The sequence below is a fragment of the Methylocella sp. CPCC 101449 genome (genome assembly GCF_031921685.1).
GTDB lineage: Bacteria > Pseudomonadota > Alphaproteobacteria > Rhizobiales > Beijerinckiaceae > Terripilifer.
The window spans coordinates 368,688-385,138 of the sequence record NZ_JAPDHU010000001.1 but is presented as its reverse complement, the minus strand read 5'-3'; the positions used below and the strand labels follow the sequence as shown (position 1 = coordinate 385,138).

The window sequence follows — 16,451 nt, the reverse complement described above, 5'->3', positions numbered from 1 at the left end:
GGTCAGCCCTTGCGGTGAGGATGGTCGTGACTGTGATCATGATGGTGATGATCGTGGTGGTGATGGTGATCATGGTCGTGTGCGTGGCCATGGTCATGAGAATGCCCATGCGAGTGGCTGTGTGCATGTCCATGATGATGATGGTGATGCCCAGCCTCGTGCTCGCGGTGATGGATGATCTCCCGCGCGCGCGGGCCGCGCGGATCCTCGCTGAACACCAGGGATTTGATGGTCACGGGCACGGTGTAGGAGGGGATGCGCAGCTTGCCGAGGTCGATATAGTCGAAGTCGGCCAGCATCACGCCGTCGATGACCAGAATCTCGCTGGCGATGCCGCAATCCTCGCGCAGAACCGCGCCCAGCGTCTGCGCCACGTCGCCGTCGAGCATGAGATAGAGCGGCTTGCCGGCGGCGATCCGCTCAGTCAAAGCCAAAGCAACGCCCTTGGCGAAGCCGAGAATGCGTTCATAGGCCGGCGCGCCCGTCCAGCGCAGCGCCAGCGCCACGTCCTGCTCGATGTCCTCGAGATCGAAGGCCTTGAGATGCGCGGTGATCGCCTTGGCGAGCCCGGCGGAATCGACCTCTTCGCTCAGTTCGAACGGCGGCTGCACCACTTGCAGGTTGCGCCGAGGCAGCAGCACGCCGGGATTCGAAATATAGCTGGTGTTGCCGGAGAGCTGGACGCTGTATTCGGAGGCGCCGAGCGCCGTGGCACGAATGCATTCATGCGCCGGCAGCAGCGGCCATGGGAAGCGCCCGGCCTCGATCCGCTTGCGGATGGCGGCGCCGAGCCGGCGGCCCATGTCGTTAAAATCTTGCTGTTCGCGGTCATAGACATATTCACCGACGCCGCCCGAAAACATCATGCCGGCCACATCGCCGAAATCGACGATCGGGTCGGTGAGATAGAGATGTTCGACATCATGCGGGATCGGCCGCGTCGCCAGGGCCTGGAGCAGGGTTTCGGCCATCCCGTCGGCCACCTGATCGAGGTCCGCCTCGCTGGCGGCGTGGCCGAGCGACCAGTCGAAGCCGGCGCGGCGCGCATGGGTGCGCCCGGCCGGATCAAGCCGAACGATGCGGCCGCCTTCGGTGACTTGCAGACGGCCGCCGATATGGACGGCGGCGGTCGAGATCACCTTACCGCCTTCGAGCACGCCGATCTTGGTCGTGCCGCCGCCGATGTCGATGTTGAGCACCCGCTTGCCGAGATCGAGGGAGGCTTGCGCGGCGCCGGAGCCATAGGCCGCCAGCATGGATTCCATATGATGGCCGGCGGTGGCGCAGACGAATTCGCCGCCCTGCTGTGACAGCAGGGCTGAGATGGCTTGCGCATTCTCGCGTCGCAGAGCCTCGCCCGTTAGGATCACCGCGCCTGTATCCACCTCGGCGGCGGCAATGCCGGCCTGCTCATAGGCCTGCGTGATGATCTCGCGCAGCTTGTCGTCGTCGATCCGCGTTTCGCTGGCATAAGGCGTCAGCGCCACCGGCGAGAGATAGAGCGTTTCGCGTGAGACGACATAATAGCGGCTGGTCAGATCCTCGGCGAGGCGGCGCAGATGGATGCGCGAGAAGATCACCTGCGTGCCGGAGGAGCCGATATCGACGCCGACGCTGGTGAGATGGACATTGTCCTGAATCCAGAGTGGATTTTCTTCCAGGGGTCCGTCGAACTCAAAATCGTCGTGTTCGTGATCGGCATCGCCGTCGTGCTCATGATTATAATATTGACCCATGGCATGTTCGGCGAGGCTATGCGGCGCAGGCTTCTTGTCGCTCTCTCCCATATCGTTCCTCGCTCGGCACAAGCATTATAATTCAGCTTGCTGTGCACGCTTCATCTTACCGCCTTCCTCGCGCGCTATCATGTTTTCGTCAACTGCCTGCTGGCGGATCACGGTGTGTTGACAGGACCCGCCTCATGGTCGATCTAGCGCGCAGAGACCGGCCGACCGAACGAGCCGAAGCCACTTCACAGGAGGAACCCATGCCCCACGATTCCAAAGACGGCGTTCATTGGCACGAACCCTCTGGCGTGAAGAAGGCGGGTTTCGGCGAGTTCAAGAAACAACCGACCCCCTATGATGCCTGGATGGAAGCGGAAGGAATTCCTGTCTTCCGCGATATCGGCATTTCGAAAGTGCAGAACCTGCCGCTGATGCCGTGGAAGCGGCGCGGCGGCAAAGGCCATTTCATCCAGCTTTACGGCACCGAGACCAAATGGGGCTGCTATGTGGTGGAAGTGCCGCCGGGCGGCGCGCTCAATCCCGAAAAGCACATGTATGAGGAAATCTTCCTCGTCGTCGAAGGGCGCGGCACCACGGAAGTCTGGCAGGAAGGCGATACGAAGAAACATGTCTTCGAATGGCAGAAGGGCTCGATGTTCTCGATCCCGATGAACGCCTGGTATCGCGTCGTCAACGCCACCTCCGGCGGCGCGCTGCTGCTGGGCGGCACGACGGCGCCAAACGTCATGAACATGCTCAACAATGCCGACGCGGTGTTCAACAATCCTTACGTGTTCCGCGATCGCTTCAACGGCGCCGACGACTTCTTCAAGGCCAAGGACGATATCGAGCCCGATCCGGTGCGCGGCCTCGCCATGCGCCGCACCAATTTCATTCCCGACGTCATCAATTGCGATCTGCCGCTCGATAACCGCCGCTCGGTCGGCTATCGCCGCGTCGAACCCTTCATGACCAACAACCAGTTCTACTTCTGGATCGGCCAGCATGAGAACGGCCGCTATTCCAAGGCGCATGCGCATACGTCGGCCGCCATCCTGATTTGCCTGAAGGGCAAGGGCTACACCTATTCCTGGCCGGAACGTTGCGGCCCCACGCCCTGGAAGGATGGTCATGCGGAGGAAGTGCGTCGCCTCGATTACGAGCCGATCGGCATGGTGACGGCGGCACCTGGCGGCGCGCGCTGGTTCCATCAGCACTTCAGCGTGTCGAAGGATGACTTCCGCCTCACCGCCTGGTTCGGCCCGCACAATCCGGGCCGCGATCCCGGCGCGCCCGGCGAGAAACACACCGATTACACGGCCATCGATCTCGACAAGGGCGGCACGGCCATTCCCTACTGGCAGGAAGATCCGTATCTGCGTCAGGAATATGAGGCGACGCTTGCCAGCAATGGCGTGCCGAGCCGCATGGATGCCAAATGGTATGTGGCGCCGAACAACGCAAAGAGCGACGCCGAGAAGCGCGACACCGTCGTGTAAGTGAGCCAGAACACATGAGCGAGAGCGACGAGGCCCAGGGCGGTCGGGTTTTCTTTTCCAGCGTCCGCCGATCCCTGGAGGAAGAGGACGAGATCCGTCTCGTCAGTGTCGGTGTCGATATCGGCTCCTCGACCTCTCATCTGGTCTTTTCGCGTTTGGTGCTGGAGCGGCTCGACAATCGCTATCTCGTCTCCAAGCGCGAAGTGTTCCACGAATCCGATGTTCTGCTGACGCCTTATGCCGACGACATGACGATCGATGCCACCAAGCTAGGCGCTTTCATCGATCGTCAATATGAGGCGGCGGGGATCGATCCGGCCGCCATCGATACGGGCGCGTTGATTCTGACGGGCGTGGCCGTGCGTCGGTCGAATGCCCGCGCCATCGGAGAATTGTTTGCGGCACAAGCCGGCAAGTTCGTCTCCGTCAGCGCCGGCGACGCGCTGGAGACGACGCTGGCCGCCTTCGGCTCCGGCGCGGCGGCTCGTTCGATCCGCGAAAGCCGCCGGGTGATGAATGTCGATATCGGTGGCGGCACGTCGAAGATCGCCGTATGCAGCGCCGGCGAAGTGGTCGATATGACCGCGATCGACGTGGGCGCGCGGATCGTCTCTTTCGACGCGCAGGGCAAAGTGGTTCGCCTCGAAGAGGCCGGACGGCGGTTCGCGACTGAGGCCGGCTTTGACTTGGACATCGGCACCGTTCTGCCGGAAGCACAACGCGCCGCCATGGTCGAAGCCATGGCCGGGCGTCTGTTCGAAGCCATGACGAAGGCGGCTCTGTCGCCGGAAACCGCAGCGCTGCTACGGTTGGACCCGCTGCGCAACGATGTCGCGCCTGCTTGCATCACCTTCTCCGGCGGCGTGTCGGAATATGTCTATGGCGCGCAGGCCTCCGCCTTCGGCGATCTCGGGCCGCTGCTGGCGCAGGCGATCCTGCGGCGTGTTGAGGCTTTGGGCATTCCCGTCGAGCGGCCGGAGCAGGGCATTCGCGCCACCGTCGTCGGCGCCTCGCAATATACGATCCAGGTTAGCGGCGCGACGATCTTCGTGGCGCCGATGGAGACACTGCCTTTGCGCAATCTGCCCGTCATCGCGCCCGATCTGCCGCTGGATGACGAGGAGCTCGATCGTGCGGCGATTGCCGCTGCCATCAAGACCGCGCTGCGCCGGCTCGATCTGCACGACGGCGAACGGGCGGTGGCGTTGTGCTATCGCTGGCAGGGATCGGCAACCTTCCGCCGGCTCGATGATTTCTGTCTGGCGGTCATCGACGGTCTCGGCGCGGTGATCGGCCACAAGCATCCGGTGATTCTGGTCGGGGAAGGGGACATCGGCGGCCTCGTCGGCATTCACCTGCGCGAGGAACGCAAGCTCGCCAATCCGGTGGTGTCCATTGATGGTATCCAGCTCAAGGAATTCGATTTCATTGACATCGGCGCCATGCTGGAAACCTCGGGCGCCGTGCCTGTCGTCATCAAGTCCTTGGTTTTTCCGACATCAACCGCCTTGGGCCGCGCCAGCGCCCTTGAATGTGCCGTGTGACGCCTCATCTCTCAGCAATATTCTTGGCAATGCCGGGGTTCAGGCCGTAATCTGACGGCGAGACGAAGCGCCCCAGAAAGTCCAGATGAGCGTTGACGAACACATAGGCCATCGCACGGCCAGTTTTTACCCGTCGATCCAGCCCTATGACAGCGGCATGCTCGACGTGGGCGACGGCCATAGCGTGTATTGGGAAGTCTGCGGCAATCCCGACGGTAAGCCGGCTCTGTTCCTGCACGGCGGTCCTGGCGGCGGCTGCCATCCGGACTACCGGCGTCTGTTCGATCCGCTGACCTACAAGATCGTCCTGTTCGATCAACGGGGTTGCGGCCGCTCGACGCCCCATGCGGCCATCGAGGCCAATACCACCCAGCATCTCGTCGACGATATCGAGCGCCTGCGTCTCCTCCTCAAGGTCGACAATTGGCTGATCCTCGGTGGCTCCTGGGGCGTTGCCTTGGCGCTGGCCTATGCGCAGCAGCATCGTGAGCACGTCAGGGCCTTGGTGTTGCGCGGTGCCTTCACAGCGCGCCAGCTCGAATTCGATTGGCTTTACAAGCATGGCGCCTCCTCCATGTTTCCCGAAGGCTGGGAGCGTTTCATCGCGCCCATTCCGGAAGCGGAGCGCGACGATCTCATCACCGCCTATCATCGCCGGCTCGTCGGCGACGATACGGTCGTGCGTCTCGAAGCCGCCCGCACCTGGTGTTCCTGGGAAGGCGAATTGCTGACCTTGAAGCCGCGCACGCCGCGCACCGGCCCGGCGACACGCGGCGAGATCGCCTTGTCGCGCATCGAAGCGCATTATTTCGTCCACAAGGCTTTTCTGAGCGAAGGCCAATTGATCGCCAATATGGGCAAGATCGCCGATATTCCCGGCGTCATCGTGCAGGGGCGCTACGATGTGGTGACGCCGCCGCGCACGGCGCTCGAGCTGCATAAGGCCTGGCCGAAGTCGCTGTTGCACATCGTGCCCGATGCCGGCCATGCGACGAGCGAGCCAGGCATTCTGGCCGCGCTGGTCGAAGCGACGGATTCGTTCCGTAGTCTTTAGCGAGTGCCGCAACCTTAGTGTCATCCCCGACAGCCGCGTAGCGGCTGAGCGGGGATCCCGGGGCAAGTGGTAGAGCCTGCAGTCATGGCGGTGAAGCAGCGTTCAGAACCACCGAGATTCATCACGCGCCCCTGGATCCCGGATCACTTGCTGCGCAAGTGATCCGGGATGACACAGAGGCTTCTCAACATCCTGCCAATCGCGCATCAGGTGACGCGGCCGCGAATCTCCAGCGCCGATGTCGTCGCCTCCCGCACGATCTTGTCGACATCGAAGCCGACAGCCTTGCCGCCGCGGCTGACGATGCGCCCGTCGGCGATCACCGTGTCGATGTTGGAAGGCTGTGCCGAAAAGACCAGCGCATAATAGGCATCGAATACCGGCGCCATGTTGATGTCGGTCTTGCGCACCAGAAGAATATCGGCACGTTTGCCTGCTTCCAGCGATCCCGTGACATCGCCGAAGCCCAAGACCTTGGCACCCTCGATCGTCGCCAGTTCGACAGCCCGGCGCGGCTTCAGGCGCAGGGGCGCGCCGCTGCGCTGCCAGTCCGACCACAGCAGCGCCCGCATGACGTTGAAATAATCGGCATTGGCCGAAGCGCCGGAACTGTCGATCGACAGGCCCATGGGCACGTTCAACTGTTTGAGTTCTTCATATTGGATGTAGCCGCTGCGCACCGCCGAATAGGACATTTCGATCACCGGCGAGGTGCTATAGGGCGACTTCGAATTGACGACCTGCTGCCGCTCCTGTTCCGACAAACCTTGCGGATGGACGAGCAGCATGTCGGGCCCCAGTCCATCGACGCTGGCGACCGCATCGACGAGCCCCTTGGCGCCGCCATGCATGGTCATCGGCAGGCCGAGCTTGCGGATTCCAGTGATTTCTTGCTTCAGCACGTCGAGCGGGATCGCGCCGCGCGCACCAGGCGTGGGTGATCGCAAGGCGGCGCCAATGGTCAGCGATTTGCGATCCTGTCCCCATTGGCGCTGCACGCGGCCGAGATCCTCGACATTCATCGGCGATGTCAGCGGCAGCTCCTGGCCCCAGCCATAGGAAAAGCGGCCGCGCACGCCAGTGTCTTTCATCGCCTGGATTTCAGCGTCGGCATGTTCCGGCGTGCGGGTGTTGTGCGACCAGTTGTGAACCGTGGTGATGCCGGAGAGCAAAGCTTCCGCCACGCCGAGACGCACCGAGGCATAGGCATCCTTGGCGCTGCAATGCGGGCCGACGCGCAAAGTGGTCGGGAAATAACCGAACTTCGGATCGTCGGCGCGGATGACGCCGCGCAGCGCCGTGCTCCACAAATGCCAATGGGTGTCGACGAAGCCGGGCAGAACGATCATGTCCCGCGCATCGATGACCGCCACACCGGGCGCGGCGATCGCCTCGCCGACGGCGACGATCACGCCATCGCGGACATGGACATCGCCGGTTTCCAGGTCGCGGCCCGCGCCGTCCATGGTCAGCACATGGCCGCTACGGATGATGTATTCGCGCAGGTCGGTCGCCGGCGAAGCGGGAGGAGAGGTCTGCGCGCGGGCCGCGGCCGGGGCCAGAGCGCCGGCGGCCAAAGCCGCCTTCATGAAGTCGCGGCGGCGAAGATTACAGACCTGGCACATGAGCCCCTCCCCAAGAAGGTCGTGTAAGAATCAAAACGCGGACCGGGCAGAAGCCGTCGGTCCGCGTCAGATAATCAATCAGGGCGACACCCGTTTCGTCAACGGGTGCGCGGGAATCAGCGGGCGGCTTTCCAGGGCACGAGGTAACGCTCGACCTCATTGAGGATGAGCGAGAACAAGACGCCGAGCGCCGCGATCACGATCAAGCCGACATACATGGTTTCGACCGAGAGAATTTCCCAGGCGTTCCACATCATATAGCCGAGGCCGGATTTGGCGCCGACCATTTCCGACAGCGAGATCAGGATGAGGCCCATGCCGACGCCCAGTTTCACGCCGGTCATGATCAAAGGCAGTGCGCCGGGCAAAGCGACAGTGCGGAACACCTGCAATTTGCTGGCGCCGAAATTCTTCGACACGTCGAAATGAATTTTCGGAATTTCCAGCACGCCGGCCACGGTGTTGATCAGGATCGGATAGAACAGGCCGATGCCGACCATGACGATCTTCGAGGCTTCACCCAGGCCGAAGATCAACAGGATCAGCGGCAGGATGGCGCTTTTCGGGATCGGATAGGTGGCGGCGACCAGCGGATCGCAGATGGCGCGCAAGGTGCGTGACAGGCCCATGCTGATGCCGAGCACGAGGGCCGGAATGCCGCCCAGCAGGAAGCCCCAGAACAGGCGATACATGCTGGCCTTGAGGTGGATCCAGAGCTGGCCGTTCTCGATCAAGGTGAACATGGTCTGGAAGATTTTCGACGGCGCCGGGAAAAAGCGCACGTCGATCCAGCCCATGCGCGCCGCGACCTCCCAAAGCAGCAGCAGGAAGACGGGCGAGGCGATGTTCATGAGGCGATCGACATTGCCGGCGCCGATCGAGAAGGAAAAACCGCTGCCGCCGGCGGCCTTGGCCGCGGGCTTTTGAATGACGTCGGTCATGAGCTGCTCCCTTCGTCCTGCGCGCGGGCGCGATGCACTTCTTCGCGCAGGTAGCTCCAGATATTATAGACGAATTCGCCATACTCGGGCCGGGCGCGCAGCTCCAGCACCTTGCGCGGGCGCTCGAACGGCACGTCGAGGGTTGCCTTGTCGCGGCCGGGATGCGCGGTCATCACCATGATGCGGTCGCCCAAGGTCACCGCCTCGTCGACGCTATGGGTGATGAAGAGAACGGTTTTGCGGGTCTCCTCCCAGATGCGCAGCAGTTCTTCCTGCAACAGCAGTTTGTTCTGCTCGTCGAGCGCCGAGAAGGGTTCGTCCATCAGCAGAATGTCAGGGTCATTGGCGAAGGCGCGTGAAATCGACACGCGCTGGCGCATGCCACCGGAGAGCTGATGCGGATAAAGATCGGCGAAACGCGAGAGGCCGGTGCGGTTGAGATAATGGCCGACCCGGTCCTTGATCTCAGCCTTCGGCAGCCGCCGGATCGTCAAGCCATAGGCGGCATTGTCCCAGACCGTCATCCAGGGAAACAGCGAGTCGCCCTGGAAAATCATCGAATTCGAGGGCCGGTCGTCCGCCGGCTGGGAAATCTCCACCGTCCCGGTCGAATGGGTCTCGAGCCCGGCGAGAATGCGCAGCAAAGTGGTTTTGCCGCATCCCGACGGGCCGACGATCATGAAGAAACAGCCGGTGGGGATATCGAGGGTCAGATTGTCGAGGGCCAGAAAGGGCCCGCGCTTGGTATCGAACGTCTTGGTGAGATTGCGCAGCCGAATTTTCACCGGGTCAGCGGTGGTTGGCTGGGCTGTCGCCATGGCCATGGACATAGGTCCTGCATCCTCCCTGGGAAGCGGCTCCTGTTGATCTGGAGCGTATGTTTCTGTCTGTCCATCACCCGCCAGCCTCAAGAAATCAAGCCGGATAATGGACTTAAGCAGGCCTAGGGGCTCTTGTCGGCCAAGTTGTGGCGCCGCAGGATCACGGCGGTGTTTCAGCGGTTCCTTTAACTGTTTTGCCATCACAATGGGTTACGGGCTGCCATCCACCCGGCAAGCCACCCGGAATGAGCGCGACCATGACAATCCGTATTCTCTCGATCATCGGTACCAGGCCCGAGGCCATCAAAATGGCCCCCGTCATCCAGACCCTGGCGGCCTCGCCCGCCGTGGAGGGCGTGGTCTGCGCCACCGGCCAGCACCGCCAGATGCTCGACCAGGTGCTCGAGATTTTCGCCATCAAGCCCGACTACGATCTGGAGCTGATGCGCCCCGGCCATACGCTGAATTCGCTCTCGGCCCTGATCTTCGAAAAGATCGACGGCCTCTACGACAAGGTGGCGCCCGATGTGGTGCTGGTCCATGGCGACACCACCACGGCCATGGCGGCGGCGCTCGCGGCCTTTCACAAAGGCATTGCGGTGGGCCATGTCGAAGCGGGCCTGCGCACCTATGACATGCAGCGGCCTTATCCCGAAGAGATGAACCGCCGCGCCATCGATCTCGTCGCCAAACATCTCTATGCGCCGACGCAATCCTCGCGCCGCAACCTGCTGCAGGAGCATCTCACATCCGACCGCATCGTCGTCACCGGCAATACGGTGATCGATGCGCTGCTGCAGACGATCGACCGCATCCATAACGACACGGCTCTGCGCGCCAGGCTCGACAAGACCTTCGACTTCGTCGACCGCTCGCGCCGCCTGCTCTTGGTCACCGGCCACCGCCGCGAAAGTTTTGGCGGCGGCTTCGAGCGTATCTGCGAAGCGCTGGCGAAACTTGGCGCCCGCGGCGATCTCGAAATCGTCTATCCGGTGCACCTCAATCCGAATGTCGACACGGTGGTGCGCGAACGTCTGAGCGGCCTCAAGAACATCCACCTCATCGCGCCCGTCGACTATCTCTCCTTCATGTATCTGCTCGACCGCGCCGAAGGCATCCTCACCGATTCCGGCGGCGTGCAGGAAGAAGCCGCAGCTCTCGGCAAACGCGTCGTCATCATGCGCGAAGTCACCGAACGCCCCGAAGGCGTGGAAGCTGGCTTGGCCGAGCTGGTGGGCACGGATGTCGAGAAGATCTGCACGGCCGTCGAGCGCGCCATGGCGAACACCGGCGACCAGGCCAAGCTCCGCCTGATCGGGCAGGGGCTCTATGGCGATGGGAAGGCGGCAGGGCGGATATTGGCGGATTTGGTGGGGTGAGGGCCAAGCATATTGAGGCCTGTTAGCTGCCTTTGTTGCCGTTGATCAAGGCCTCTAAATGGATTAAGCTGCTGATATTAATGAATATATATGGGATTTCCGCTCTTTCGGAACAGCCCGGAACTACCAAATAACAGGGTGATTTCCTGCATTATCAGGGGCGGTTAAAGCGATAACAGGCGGCATTTCTTGCTGTTGCAGGGGGCGGATTTTTGCGGATTTCCATTCCGGTGGACGATGGGGCCGGCGCCGCAAGTGCCGTCGACGAAATTACAATTTGTGGGTAGACGTCGGCAATGACCGATCAATCCAAAAACGCGACCTATCGCTTAACACAAGTCGAAGCGGTCATCAGAGCTCTCTTTGAAGGACCTTATCGAGATGCTGCGGACAAAGTTATTTTAGATGCGAACTTAGATGCGAACTTGGATGCGAATTTAGATCCGAAGTTTTTTCATCGTGTTCGCCGCATGCTTCAGATTGATCGCCAGCATGGGATCAAGATCGGCTCCAAGCTCTCCGAACATCCGATGGCTTTCTTTGATGAAGTGCCCGAAGGGAAAGGGCATCCGGTTCGCTTTACGCCACACAAGGCTTTTAACTTGGTCATTGCCTGCGAACTCTTGAGGTTTGGTTTCGATCAAAGGGAGGCGGTTGAAGCAGTAGGCATCGTTGACGCTGGTTTGCATGAAGCTTTTGATCGTTCCATCGATTTCCTAGAAACTGCCGCTTGGATGAAGGGTTTCACTTTTCAAAACGGGGAAGAAGCCGCCGATTTGCGTTGGTTCCTTTTGATGACGGGCGTAATCATGCCGCCTGGTACCGCAGAAAAATCTGGAGGCATGTTTAGAGACGGCGAGCGGATCCCTAGCTTGGAAGTGGTGCAGGGCGAGAGGTATGCGATGAAGCGGCTGCTAGCCTTGTCCAACGAGCGTCTGCAAGCCATCGGCGTCCTTGAGTTGAGCCATCTGGCAGTCAGAGTTGCGGAACTGCTCCCTTTGCAGAGGGAAAAGCGGCCGGGTCGACCGCCAAAATAATCGTTCCGGTCTTAGAAAATCAAGCTATGGTAGGAGGATAGATGCCGCTGCGACTAGATGTGCTAAAATAAAATACTGGCGTATTTACTGACCTGTAGAAATGGGCTATAGAGAGGGGCGCTGGCATTTCAACAAGGCGAAGCTGTATCAAATTATAGCGACGCCAGTATCTATCAAGGAGTTACCCATGCAAACAAGCCAGCGATCCCCTCAAGGACGATTTGTGAAAGGCCATTCCGGAAACGCGAAAGGACGGCCCGCGCGCCCGACGGAATTAGAGCCTCTGCTGACCATGATTCTCAATGAGAAGGTCCCGATCAAAATAGGGAACAAGATTTTCTACGTAACAAGGCGCGAAGCCTTGCTCCGCATTCATTTCGACGAATGTATCCGCGCGAAGAAGCTGGATCATCGCACTCTCTCTCTTCTCACCTTTATCGCCTCTAACCCGAGCTTCGAACTGAAGCAGGGCGATAAAGAAGAGATCATGGCACTCTTTCGGCGGTTGCGGTCATGAAGAGGTCGGCGCTCGAAACAACCACTGCCAAATGGATCTATCGAAGCAAGTATTCGGGATTCTCTCGCATGCTGATGCGTGAGCTGGTGGGTGATCGCTACATTCATCTCGAGGACAATGAATGTTTCGATTTCATTTGGCACTATCTGGATTCGTGGGCCGACGGGCAGGTGCAGCAGAATCTTCTGCTTCATCTTCCGCCCGGTCATTTTCGGACCACCCTGGCACTTACGATGGCACTGCACCTCGCAGGGCGTTACGCGGGGCGGCGGATTGCCTATTTGGTAGCGGACCGCGAAGCTGTATCGGCGCTCATTGATTTGACCGAACGATTGCTATCACTGCGGCGGATGCGCTTTATTTTTCCGCGTCTGTCCTATCAAAGAAAATCTCGCCGCTTCCTGTTCCTTGAAGGCGGTACGCTGGATTTTCACGTCTTTGGAAGCCCGTTTAATGCCGAAGACGTTGATACGATTATTCTGGACGAACCCCAGAAGCCGGACAATGCGCGAGTTGATTGGAAAGCCGCAGCCGCGCAGCAGTATGTGCGACAGAATTTGCTTTCAACTCGTCGCAAAAAGCAGATTCTGCTTATAAACTCGCTGATGAGCATGAACGATATCGCGGTAGCTTTCGGTGTCGAGCATTCGTCCGTGCAGGTTCATAAAGGCCCCATGCGTTACGAAGAGAGCCTCCAGCTCGTCTGGCAATCCGTAACGACCCGCCCCATCACGTATTCGATGCCCAGAAAAACCTGGGATTGCCCTGAATATCATATTCTCTGCGAAGAGCTCTGTCCCTTCAGCGACCAAATCGACATCCTGCGCCAGGTCGGGAGTGTCGAGTTTATCAGTCGATATTTGCAGATGCCGTTAGGCAAGCCCGATCCATACCTTCCCGAATTACCGGCTCAAGTCCTGCGTAACCTAACGATCGCTCAGACGTTGGAATTCGTCTTTCAAATGCGGCCACAGTCTCCAAAGATCTATGAAGTCATCCACGACTACTTTGAAAAATATCCATCAGCGGAGATTTGAAATGTTACCTTCTGATCTTAAGAAATCGCACGCGGACAAGCAGACGAGACGCCGCAATATGGCGCATATGCGAGCCAAGGGATTACCTCCTCGAAATGATATCATGCCGCAGTGTCTGCCAGAGACACGTGCTATAGCGGACCTCTCGCCGCCAACGCGAACCCTTCGCAAAAATCAGAAGCATCAGATCGATCGGCTATGTGAACTGATACGGACGATGGGCTTCCGTGTGCCGATTCTCATCGATCCAGCAGGTAATATTATTGATGGCGTATCGAGATGGCACGCAGCCAAACGTCTCGGGATCAAACACATGCATTGTGTCGTTGTTTACGATGCAACCGCCGAAGAGCTGCGCCTTTTGCGCCTCGCTGCGAATAAACTACCTCAAGAAGCGGAATGGTCGATTGAGGAACTCAAGGTGGAATTCGAAGAGCTCATCAGCCTTGGCGCGCCGATCGAGGTGGCTGGGTTTTCTGAGATCGAAGTAGACCAGATTATGTTGGAGGATGAGGTTGATGGGATCGAGACAGGTCCCATAGAACCATCACCGGAGCAGCCAGCAATCGCTCAATTAGGGGATATCTTCCAATTGGGAGATCATCTGATCGGATGTGGAAATGCAACGGATGAGCAATTTGTATCTCTCCTGTTGAGCGGGAAAGATCTGCAACTCGCACTTCACGATCCACCCTATAATCTTCCGGCAAGCGAAATATCGACGACCCATACAAGAGATTTTCTCCAAGGATCGGGGGAGATGTCGAGCGATGAGTTCTTGGTCTTCGTTCAAAAGTGGCTCTGGTTGTCGCGCAATTTTATGGCGGACGGAGCCCTCGCTGCTGTGTTTTGTGATTGGCGCACATCCCATCAAATCACACGCGCCGCTTTACATAATGAATTTGCTCACCTGAATACGATCGTATGGGGCAAAACGGCGCCGGGTTTGGGAAGCTTCTATCGCTCGCAGCACGAGTTTCTGCAGCTCTATAGGAACGGCAGCAAGCCCCATATCAACAATATACGGCTAGGTAAAAACGGAAGATCACGTTCCAATCTCTGGACGCATCCAGGCGCATCAAGCATTGGCTCAGATGCCCGCAAAGGCTTGAAAGATCATCCGACGGTGAAGCCAGTCGCCATGTTGAAGGAATTTATCATCGACGTAACCCATCAAAGCGATTGGATATTTGATGCCTTCCTCGGCTCTGGATCGACATTGATGGCCGCGGAGCAAACAGGACGTCGCTGCGTCGGCCTCGATCTCGATCCCCGTTACATCGACGTTGTTATTCGGCGCTGGGAAACAGAGACAGGAGGCAAAGCGATCAAAAAGGTGAGTGAACCCGCTCCTATCGTAGTGCCCGCTACGCCGCCCCAGGCGCCTGGCAACTGGTCATAACGAGCAAATCATGCGGTTAGGCGCACACCGATGCCGGCCACTTTGGTTTGGGGCAAGAACCGAACCCCGGCATCGGTCAACGCCTTTGCGATCTTATCAAGGGACACTTGTGTGCCTTGCGCAGGCCCCGGGATGGCCTCCAGCCGGCGTAAGGTTGCTACGCCCAGACCGGCCCTTTTGGCTAATTCAACTTGATCCCAACCCAGTAACATACGCGCAGCCTTGATCTGCTCGGTCGTCATTTTCAGGCCCTTTCGGTGGGAATCGATATCGACTTCTACTGCTGTATGATATAAAAAATATCATACAGCAAGGTGAGGAGTAGCGTAAATGCTAGTGCAGCTTGAGTATGAGCAGGCAAAGCACGTCGAAATCAAGCGGCGTTTGCTCGATCTCTATCCCGACATCGATGAAAACACGCTAGCCGACACGTTAGAGGGTGCAACCGATCTCAACGAGATCCTGGTGGTCGTCGCCCGCTCCATTTTGGAGGACGAAGCCATGGCGAAAGCGCTGAAAGAGCGCATCGACGCCATGCGCCAGCGCTACACCCGGTTTGAAGAGCGGGTCGTGAGCAAGCGCCAGATGGTTTTGGACGTGATGCAAAGCTGCGCTTTGCCCAAGATCATGCAGCCGGATTTTACCGCGTCTTTGCGCAAAGCGCCGCCCAGCGTTGAAATCGACAATGAGACCGCGCTTCCGAGCGTGTTCCTGGTGGAGCAGGCGCCAAAACCGGATAAGCGGGCGATCCTTGCGGCGATCAGCAATGGTCAAGACGTTCCCGGTGCCCGTTTGGCGCCAGCGCGGACCACTCTTGCTTTGAGGAGCGCCTGATGAGTTTCACTGATGCCCAGGTCAAGGCTCTCAAGACTGCCGTCAAAGCCAAAGACATCAAACAGCGGGATGTAGACGGCAAGACCCTGAATTATCTGGAAGGCTGGCACGTCGTCGCGGAAGCCAACCGGATCTTTGGTTTTGACGGCTGGGATCGCGAGACGGTCTCGAGCCACTGCGTTCTGCAAAAAGCCGGCGATCAGCGTTTCCTGGCGGTTTATTCCGCGAAGGTGCGGGTCACGGTGCGGGCCGGGGGCCGTACAATCGTCCGGGAGGGACTTGGTATGGCGGAAGGTATAGCCTCTACAGTGGGGCAGGCGCATGAAAAGGCATCCAAAGCTGCAGAGACGGACGCCACCAAGAGAGCGCTTTGCACCTTTGGGAATTCTTTTGGGCTTTCGCTTTACGGCGAGAAACGCGAAGTACCACCGCGCGGGCGCAAGGCCAAAGATGTACCGGTAGAGGTTGAGGCCTCGTCGGTGCCGCCAGCGCCTGGCCGAACGGTCGCCTATCTGCCGGTGCATGTGCCGGGTCGTATCGATAAGAGCGAACTCACCCTTGGTGAGCCTAAGCGCATTCGCAACAAGGACCATCTCCGGTTCGTCGCAGGGCATGCTTGTCTAATCTGCGGGAGAGCCCCGTCCCAGGCACATCATATCCGTTTCTCGCAGCCACGTGCGCTGGGGCGGAAAGTCAGTGATGAATTTACCGTGCCGCTTTGCTCCATCCACCATAGCGAACTGCATATGGCAGGACATGAAGAGGGCTGGTGGGAGCGTCACAAGATCGACCCTTTGAGCCATGCTGCTGAGTTATGGACTGAAAGTAGGGGGCAGGAAAATTTGAATCGGAGCGTCGAGACGGAAAGCGCACAGATCGAAAGCACGTCGCCTCAGATGGAGCGGAACAATGCATAATTATCGGCCTGCGTTGTTATGCCGAGTTTCATGTTCTGCCTTATTGATCCTATATCGATAACGATGCCATCTCTTCCTACGTCGTAGCACCGTTAATTTCTGAACTGCGTTCCTTGG

General features: G+C 59.2%; 15 protein-coding genes. 10 read left to right on the top strand and 5 right to left on the bottom strand.

Going from position 1 to position 16,451, the window contains the following annotated elements; genetic code table 11:
• Positions 1-2: 2 nt before the first annotated feature.
• Positions 3-1,787 (bottom strand): ethanolamine ammonia-lyase reactivating factor EutA, encoded by a 1,785-nt coding sequence (locus OIM99_RS01760; RefSeq protein WP_311848593.1) that lies wholly within the window; start codon positions 1,785-1,787, stop codon positions 3-5.
• A 200-nt stretch (positions 1,788-1,987) separates the two neighbouring features.
• On the opposite strand from OIM99_RS01760, the gene OIM99_RS01755 reads away from it, so the two are divergent.
• The 3 genes from OIM99_RS01755 (at position 1,988) to pip (ending at position 5,824) form a co-directional block, all read left to right on the top strand.
• Positions 1,988-3,226 (top strand): cupin domain-containing protein, encoded by a 1,239-nt coding sequence (locus OIM99_RS01755; protein WP_311848592.1) that lies wholly within the window; start codon positions 1,988-1,990, stop codon positions 3,224-3,226.
• Between the two features lie 14 nt (positions 3,227-3,240).
• Positions 3,241-4,770 (top strand): ethanolamine ammonia-lyase reactivating factor EutA, encoded by a 1,530-nt coding sequence (locus OIM99_RS01750; protein ID WP_311848591.1) that lies wholly within the window; start codon positions 3,241-3,243, stop codon positions 4,768-4,770.
• 85 nt (positions 4,771-4,855) lie between these two features.
• Positions 4,856-5,824 carry a prolyl aminopeptidase gene (gene pip / locus OIM99_RS01745; RefSeq protein ID WP_311848590.1) on the top strand — a complete coding sequence of 323 codons (969 nt, stop codon included), beginning with the start codon at positions 4,856-4,858 and terminating at the stop codon, positions 5,822-5,824.
• A gap of 206 nt (positions 5,825-6,030) precedes the next feature.
• On the opposite strand, the gene OIM99_RS01740 is transcribed toward pip, so the two are convergent.
• The 3 genes from OIM99_RS01740 to OIM99_RS01730 all read right to left on the bottom strand — a co-directional run bounded on the left by OIM99_RS01740 (position 6,031) and on the right by OIM99_RS01730 (position 9,220).
• Positions 6,031-7,449, bottom strand: a complete 1,419-nt coding sequence (locus tag OIM99_RS01740) for an amidohydrolase family protein (protein ID WP_311848589.1) — start codon at positions 7,447-7,449, stop codon at positions 6,031-6,033.
• A 116-nt stretch (positions 7,450-7,565) separates the two neighbouring features.
• Entirely contained in the window at positions 7,566-8,390 is an 825-nt protein-coding gene (locus OIM99_RS01735; protein ID WP_311848588.1) for an ABC transporter permease, read from the bottom strand.
• Positions 8,387-9,220: an ABC transporter ATP-binding protein gene (locus tag OIM99_RS01730; protein WP_311848587.1), complete on the bottom strand. Its 834-nt coding sequence runs from the start codon at positions 9,218-9,220 to the stop codon at positions 8,387-8,389. Before OIM99_RS01730 ends, OIM99_RS01735 begins: the two co-directional genes overlap by 4 nt.
• Positions 9,221-9,468: 248 nt before the next feature.
• Here OIM99_RS01730 and wecB point away from each other — a divergent pair, with 248 nt between their 5' ends.
• The 5 genes from wecB (at position 9,469) to OIM99_RS01705 (ending at position 14,583) form a co-directional block, all read left to right on the top strand.
• Positions 9,469-10,590, top strand: a complete 1,122-nt coding sequence (gene wecB, locus OIM99_RS01725) for a non-hydrolyzing UDP-N-acetylglucosamine 2-epimerase (RefSeq protein ID WP_311848586.1) — start codon at positions 9,469-9,471, stop codon at positions 10,588-10,590.
• A gap of 296 nt (positions 10,591-10,886) precedes the next feature.
• Positions 10,887-11,627 carry a hypothetical protein gene (locus OIM99_RS01720; protein WP_311848585.1) on the top strand — a complete coding sequence of 247 codons (741 nt, stop codon included), beginning with the start codon at positions 10,887-10,889 and terminating at the stop codon, positions 11,625-11,627.
• Positions 11,628-11,814: 187 nt separating this feature from the next.
• Complete coding sequence (locus tag OIM99_RS01715; RefSeq protein ID WP_311848584.1) at positions 11,815-12,144, top strand: DUF5681 domain-containing protein; 330 nt, start codon at positions 11,815-11,817, stop codon at positions 12,142-12,144.
• A 68-nt stretch (positions 12,145-12,212) separates the two neighbouring features.
• Positions 12,213-13,181, top strand: coding sequence for a hypothetical protein (locus tag OIM99_RS01710; RefSeq protein WP_311848583.1), 969 nt, complete (start codon positions 12,213-12,215; stop codon positions 13,179-13,181).
• A gap of 1 nt (position 13,182) precedes the next feature.
• Positions 13,183-14,583 carry a DNA modification methylase gene (locus OIM99_RS01705; protein WP_311848582.1) on the top strand — a complete coding sequence of 467 codons (1,401 nt, stop codon included), beginning with the start codon at positions 13,183-13,185 and terminating at the stop codon, positions 14,581-14,583.
• A gap of 8 nt (positions 14,584-14,591) precedes the next feature.
• On the opposite strand, the gene OIM99_RS01700 is transcribed toward OIM99_RS01705, so the two are convergent.
• The gene (locus OIM99_RS01700; RefSeq protein ID WP_311848581.1) at positions 14,592-14,825 is read right to left on the bottom strand and encodes a helix-turn-helix transcriptional regulator; all 234 of its coding nucleotides are present in this window, start codon (positions 14,823-14,825) and stop codon (positions 14,592-14,594) included.
• 142 nt (positions 14,826-14,967) lie between these two features.
• Here OIM99_RS01700 and OIM99_RS01695 point away from each other — a divergent pair, with 142 nt between their 5' ends.
• Positions 14,968-15,417, top strand: a complete 450-nt coding sequence (locus tag OIM99_RS01695) for a siphovirus Gp157 family protein (protein WP_311848580.1) — start codon at positions 14,968-14,970, stop codon at positions 15,415-15,417.
• Positions 15,417-16,334 (top strand): RAD52 family DNA repair protein, encoded by a 918-nt coding sequence (locus OIM99_RS01690; RefSeq protein WP_311848579.1) that lies wholly within the window; start codon positions 15,417-15,419, stop codon positions 16,332-16,334. The genes OIM99_RS01695 and OIM99_RS01690 overlap by 1 nt, the downstream gene beginning before the upstream one ends.
• Positions 16,335-16,451 lie beyond the last annotated feature (117 nt).

Coding starts and splice junctions, on each gene's coding strand:
- OIM99_RS01760 (WP_311848593.1), bottom strand. CDS start 1,787: ATGGGAGAGAGCGACAAGAAGCCTGCGCCGCATAGCCTCGCCGAACAT.
- OIM99_RS01755 (WP_311848592.1), top strand. CDS start 1,988: ATGCCCCACGATTCCAAAGACGGCGTTCATTGGCACGAACCCTCTGGC.
- OIM99_RS01750 (WP_311848591.1), top strand. CDS start 3,241: ATGAGCGAGAGCGACGAGGCCCAGGGCGGTCGGGTTTTCTTTTCCAGC.
- pip (WP_311848590.1), top strand. CDS start 4,856: ATGAGCGTTGACGAACACATAGGCCATCGCACGGCCAGTTTTTACCCG.
- OIM99_RS01740 (WP_311848589.1), bottom strand. CDS start 7,449: ATGTGCCAGGTCTGTAATCTTCGCCGCCGCGACTTCATGAAGGCGGCT.
- OIM99_RS01735 (WP_311848588.1), bottom strand. CDS start 8,390: ATGACCGACGTCATTCAAAAGCCCGCGGCCAAGGCCGCCGGCGGCAGC.
- OIM99_RS01730 (WP_311848587.1), bottom strand. CDS start 9,220: ATGTCCATGGCCATGGCGACAGCCCAGCCAACCACCGCTGACCCGGTG.
- wecB (WP_311848586.1), top strand. CDS start 9,469: ATGACAATCCGTATTCTCTCGATCATCGGTACCAGGCCCGAGGCCATC.
- OIM99_RS01720 (WP_311848585.1), top strand. CDS start 10,887: ATGACCGATCAATCCAAAAACGCGACCTATCGCTTAACACAAGTCGAA.
- OIM99_RS01715 (WP_311848584.1), top strand. CDS start 11,815: ATGCAAACAAGCCAGCGATCCCCTCAAGGACGATTTGTGAAAGGCCAT.
- OIM99_RS01710 (WP_311848583.1), top strand. CDS start 12,213: ATGCTGATGCGTGAGCTGGTGGGTGATCGCTACATTCATCTCGAGGAC.
- OIM99_RS01705 (WP_311848582.1), top strand. CDS start 13,183: ATGTTACCTTCTGATCTTAAGAAATCGCACGCGGACAAGCAGACGAGA.
- OIM99_RS01700 (WP_311848581.1), bottom strand. CDS start 14,825: ATGACGACCGAGCAGATCAAGGCTGCGCGTATGTTACTGGGTTGGGAT.
- OIM99_RS01690 (WP_311848579.1), top strand. CDS start 15,417: ATGAGTTTCACTGATGCCCAGGTCAAGGCTCTCAAGACTGCCGTCAAA.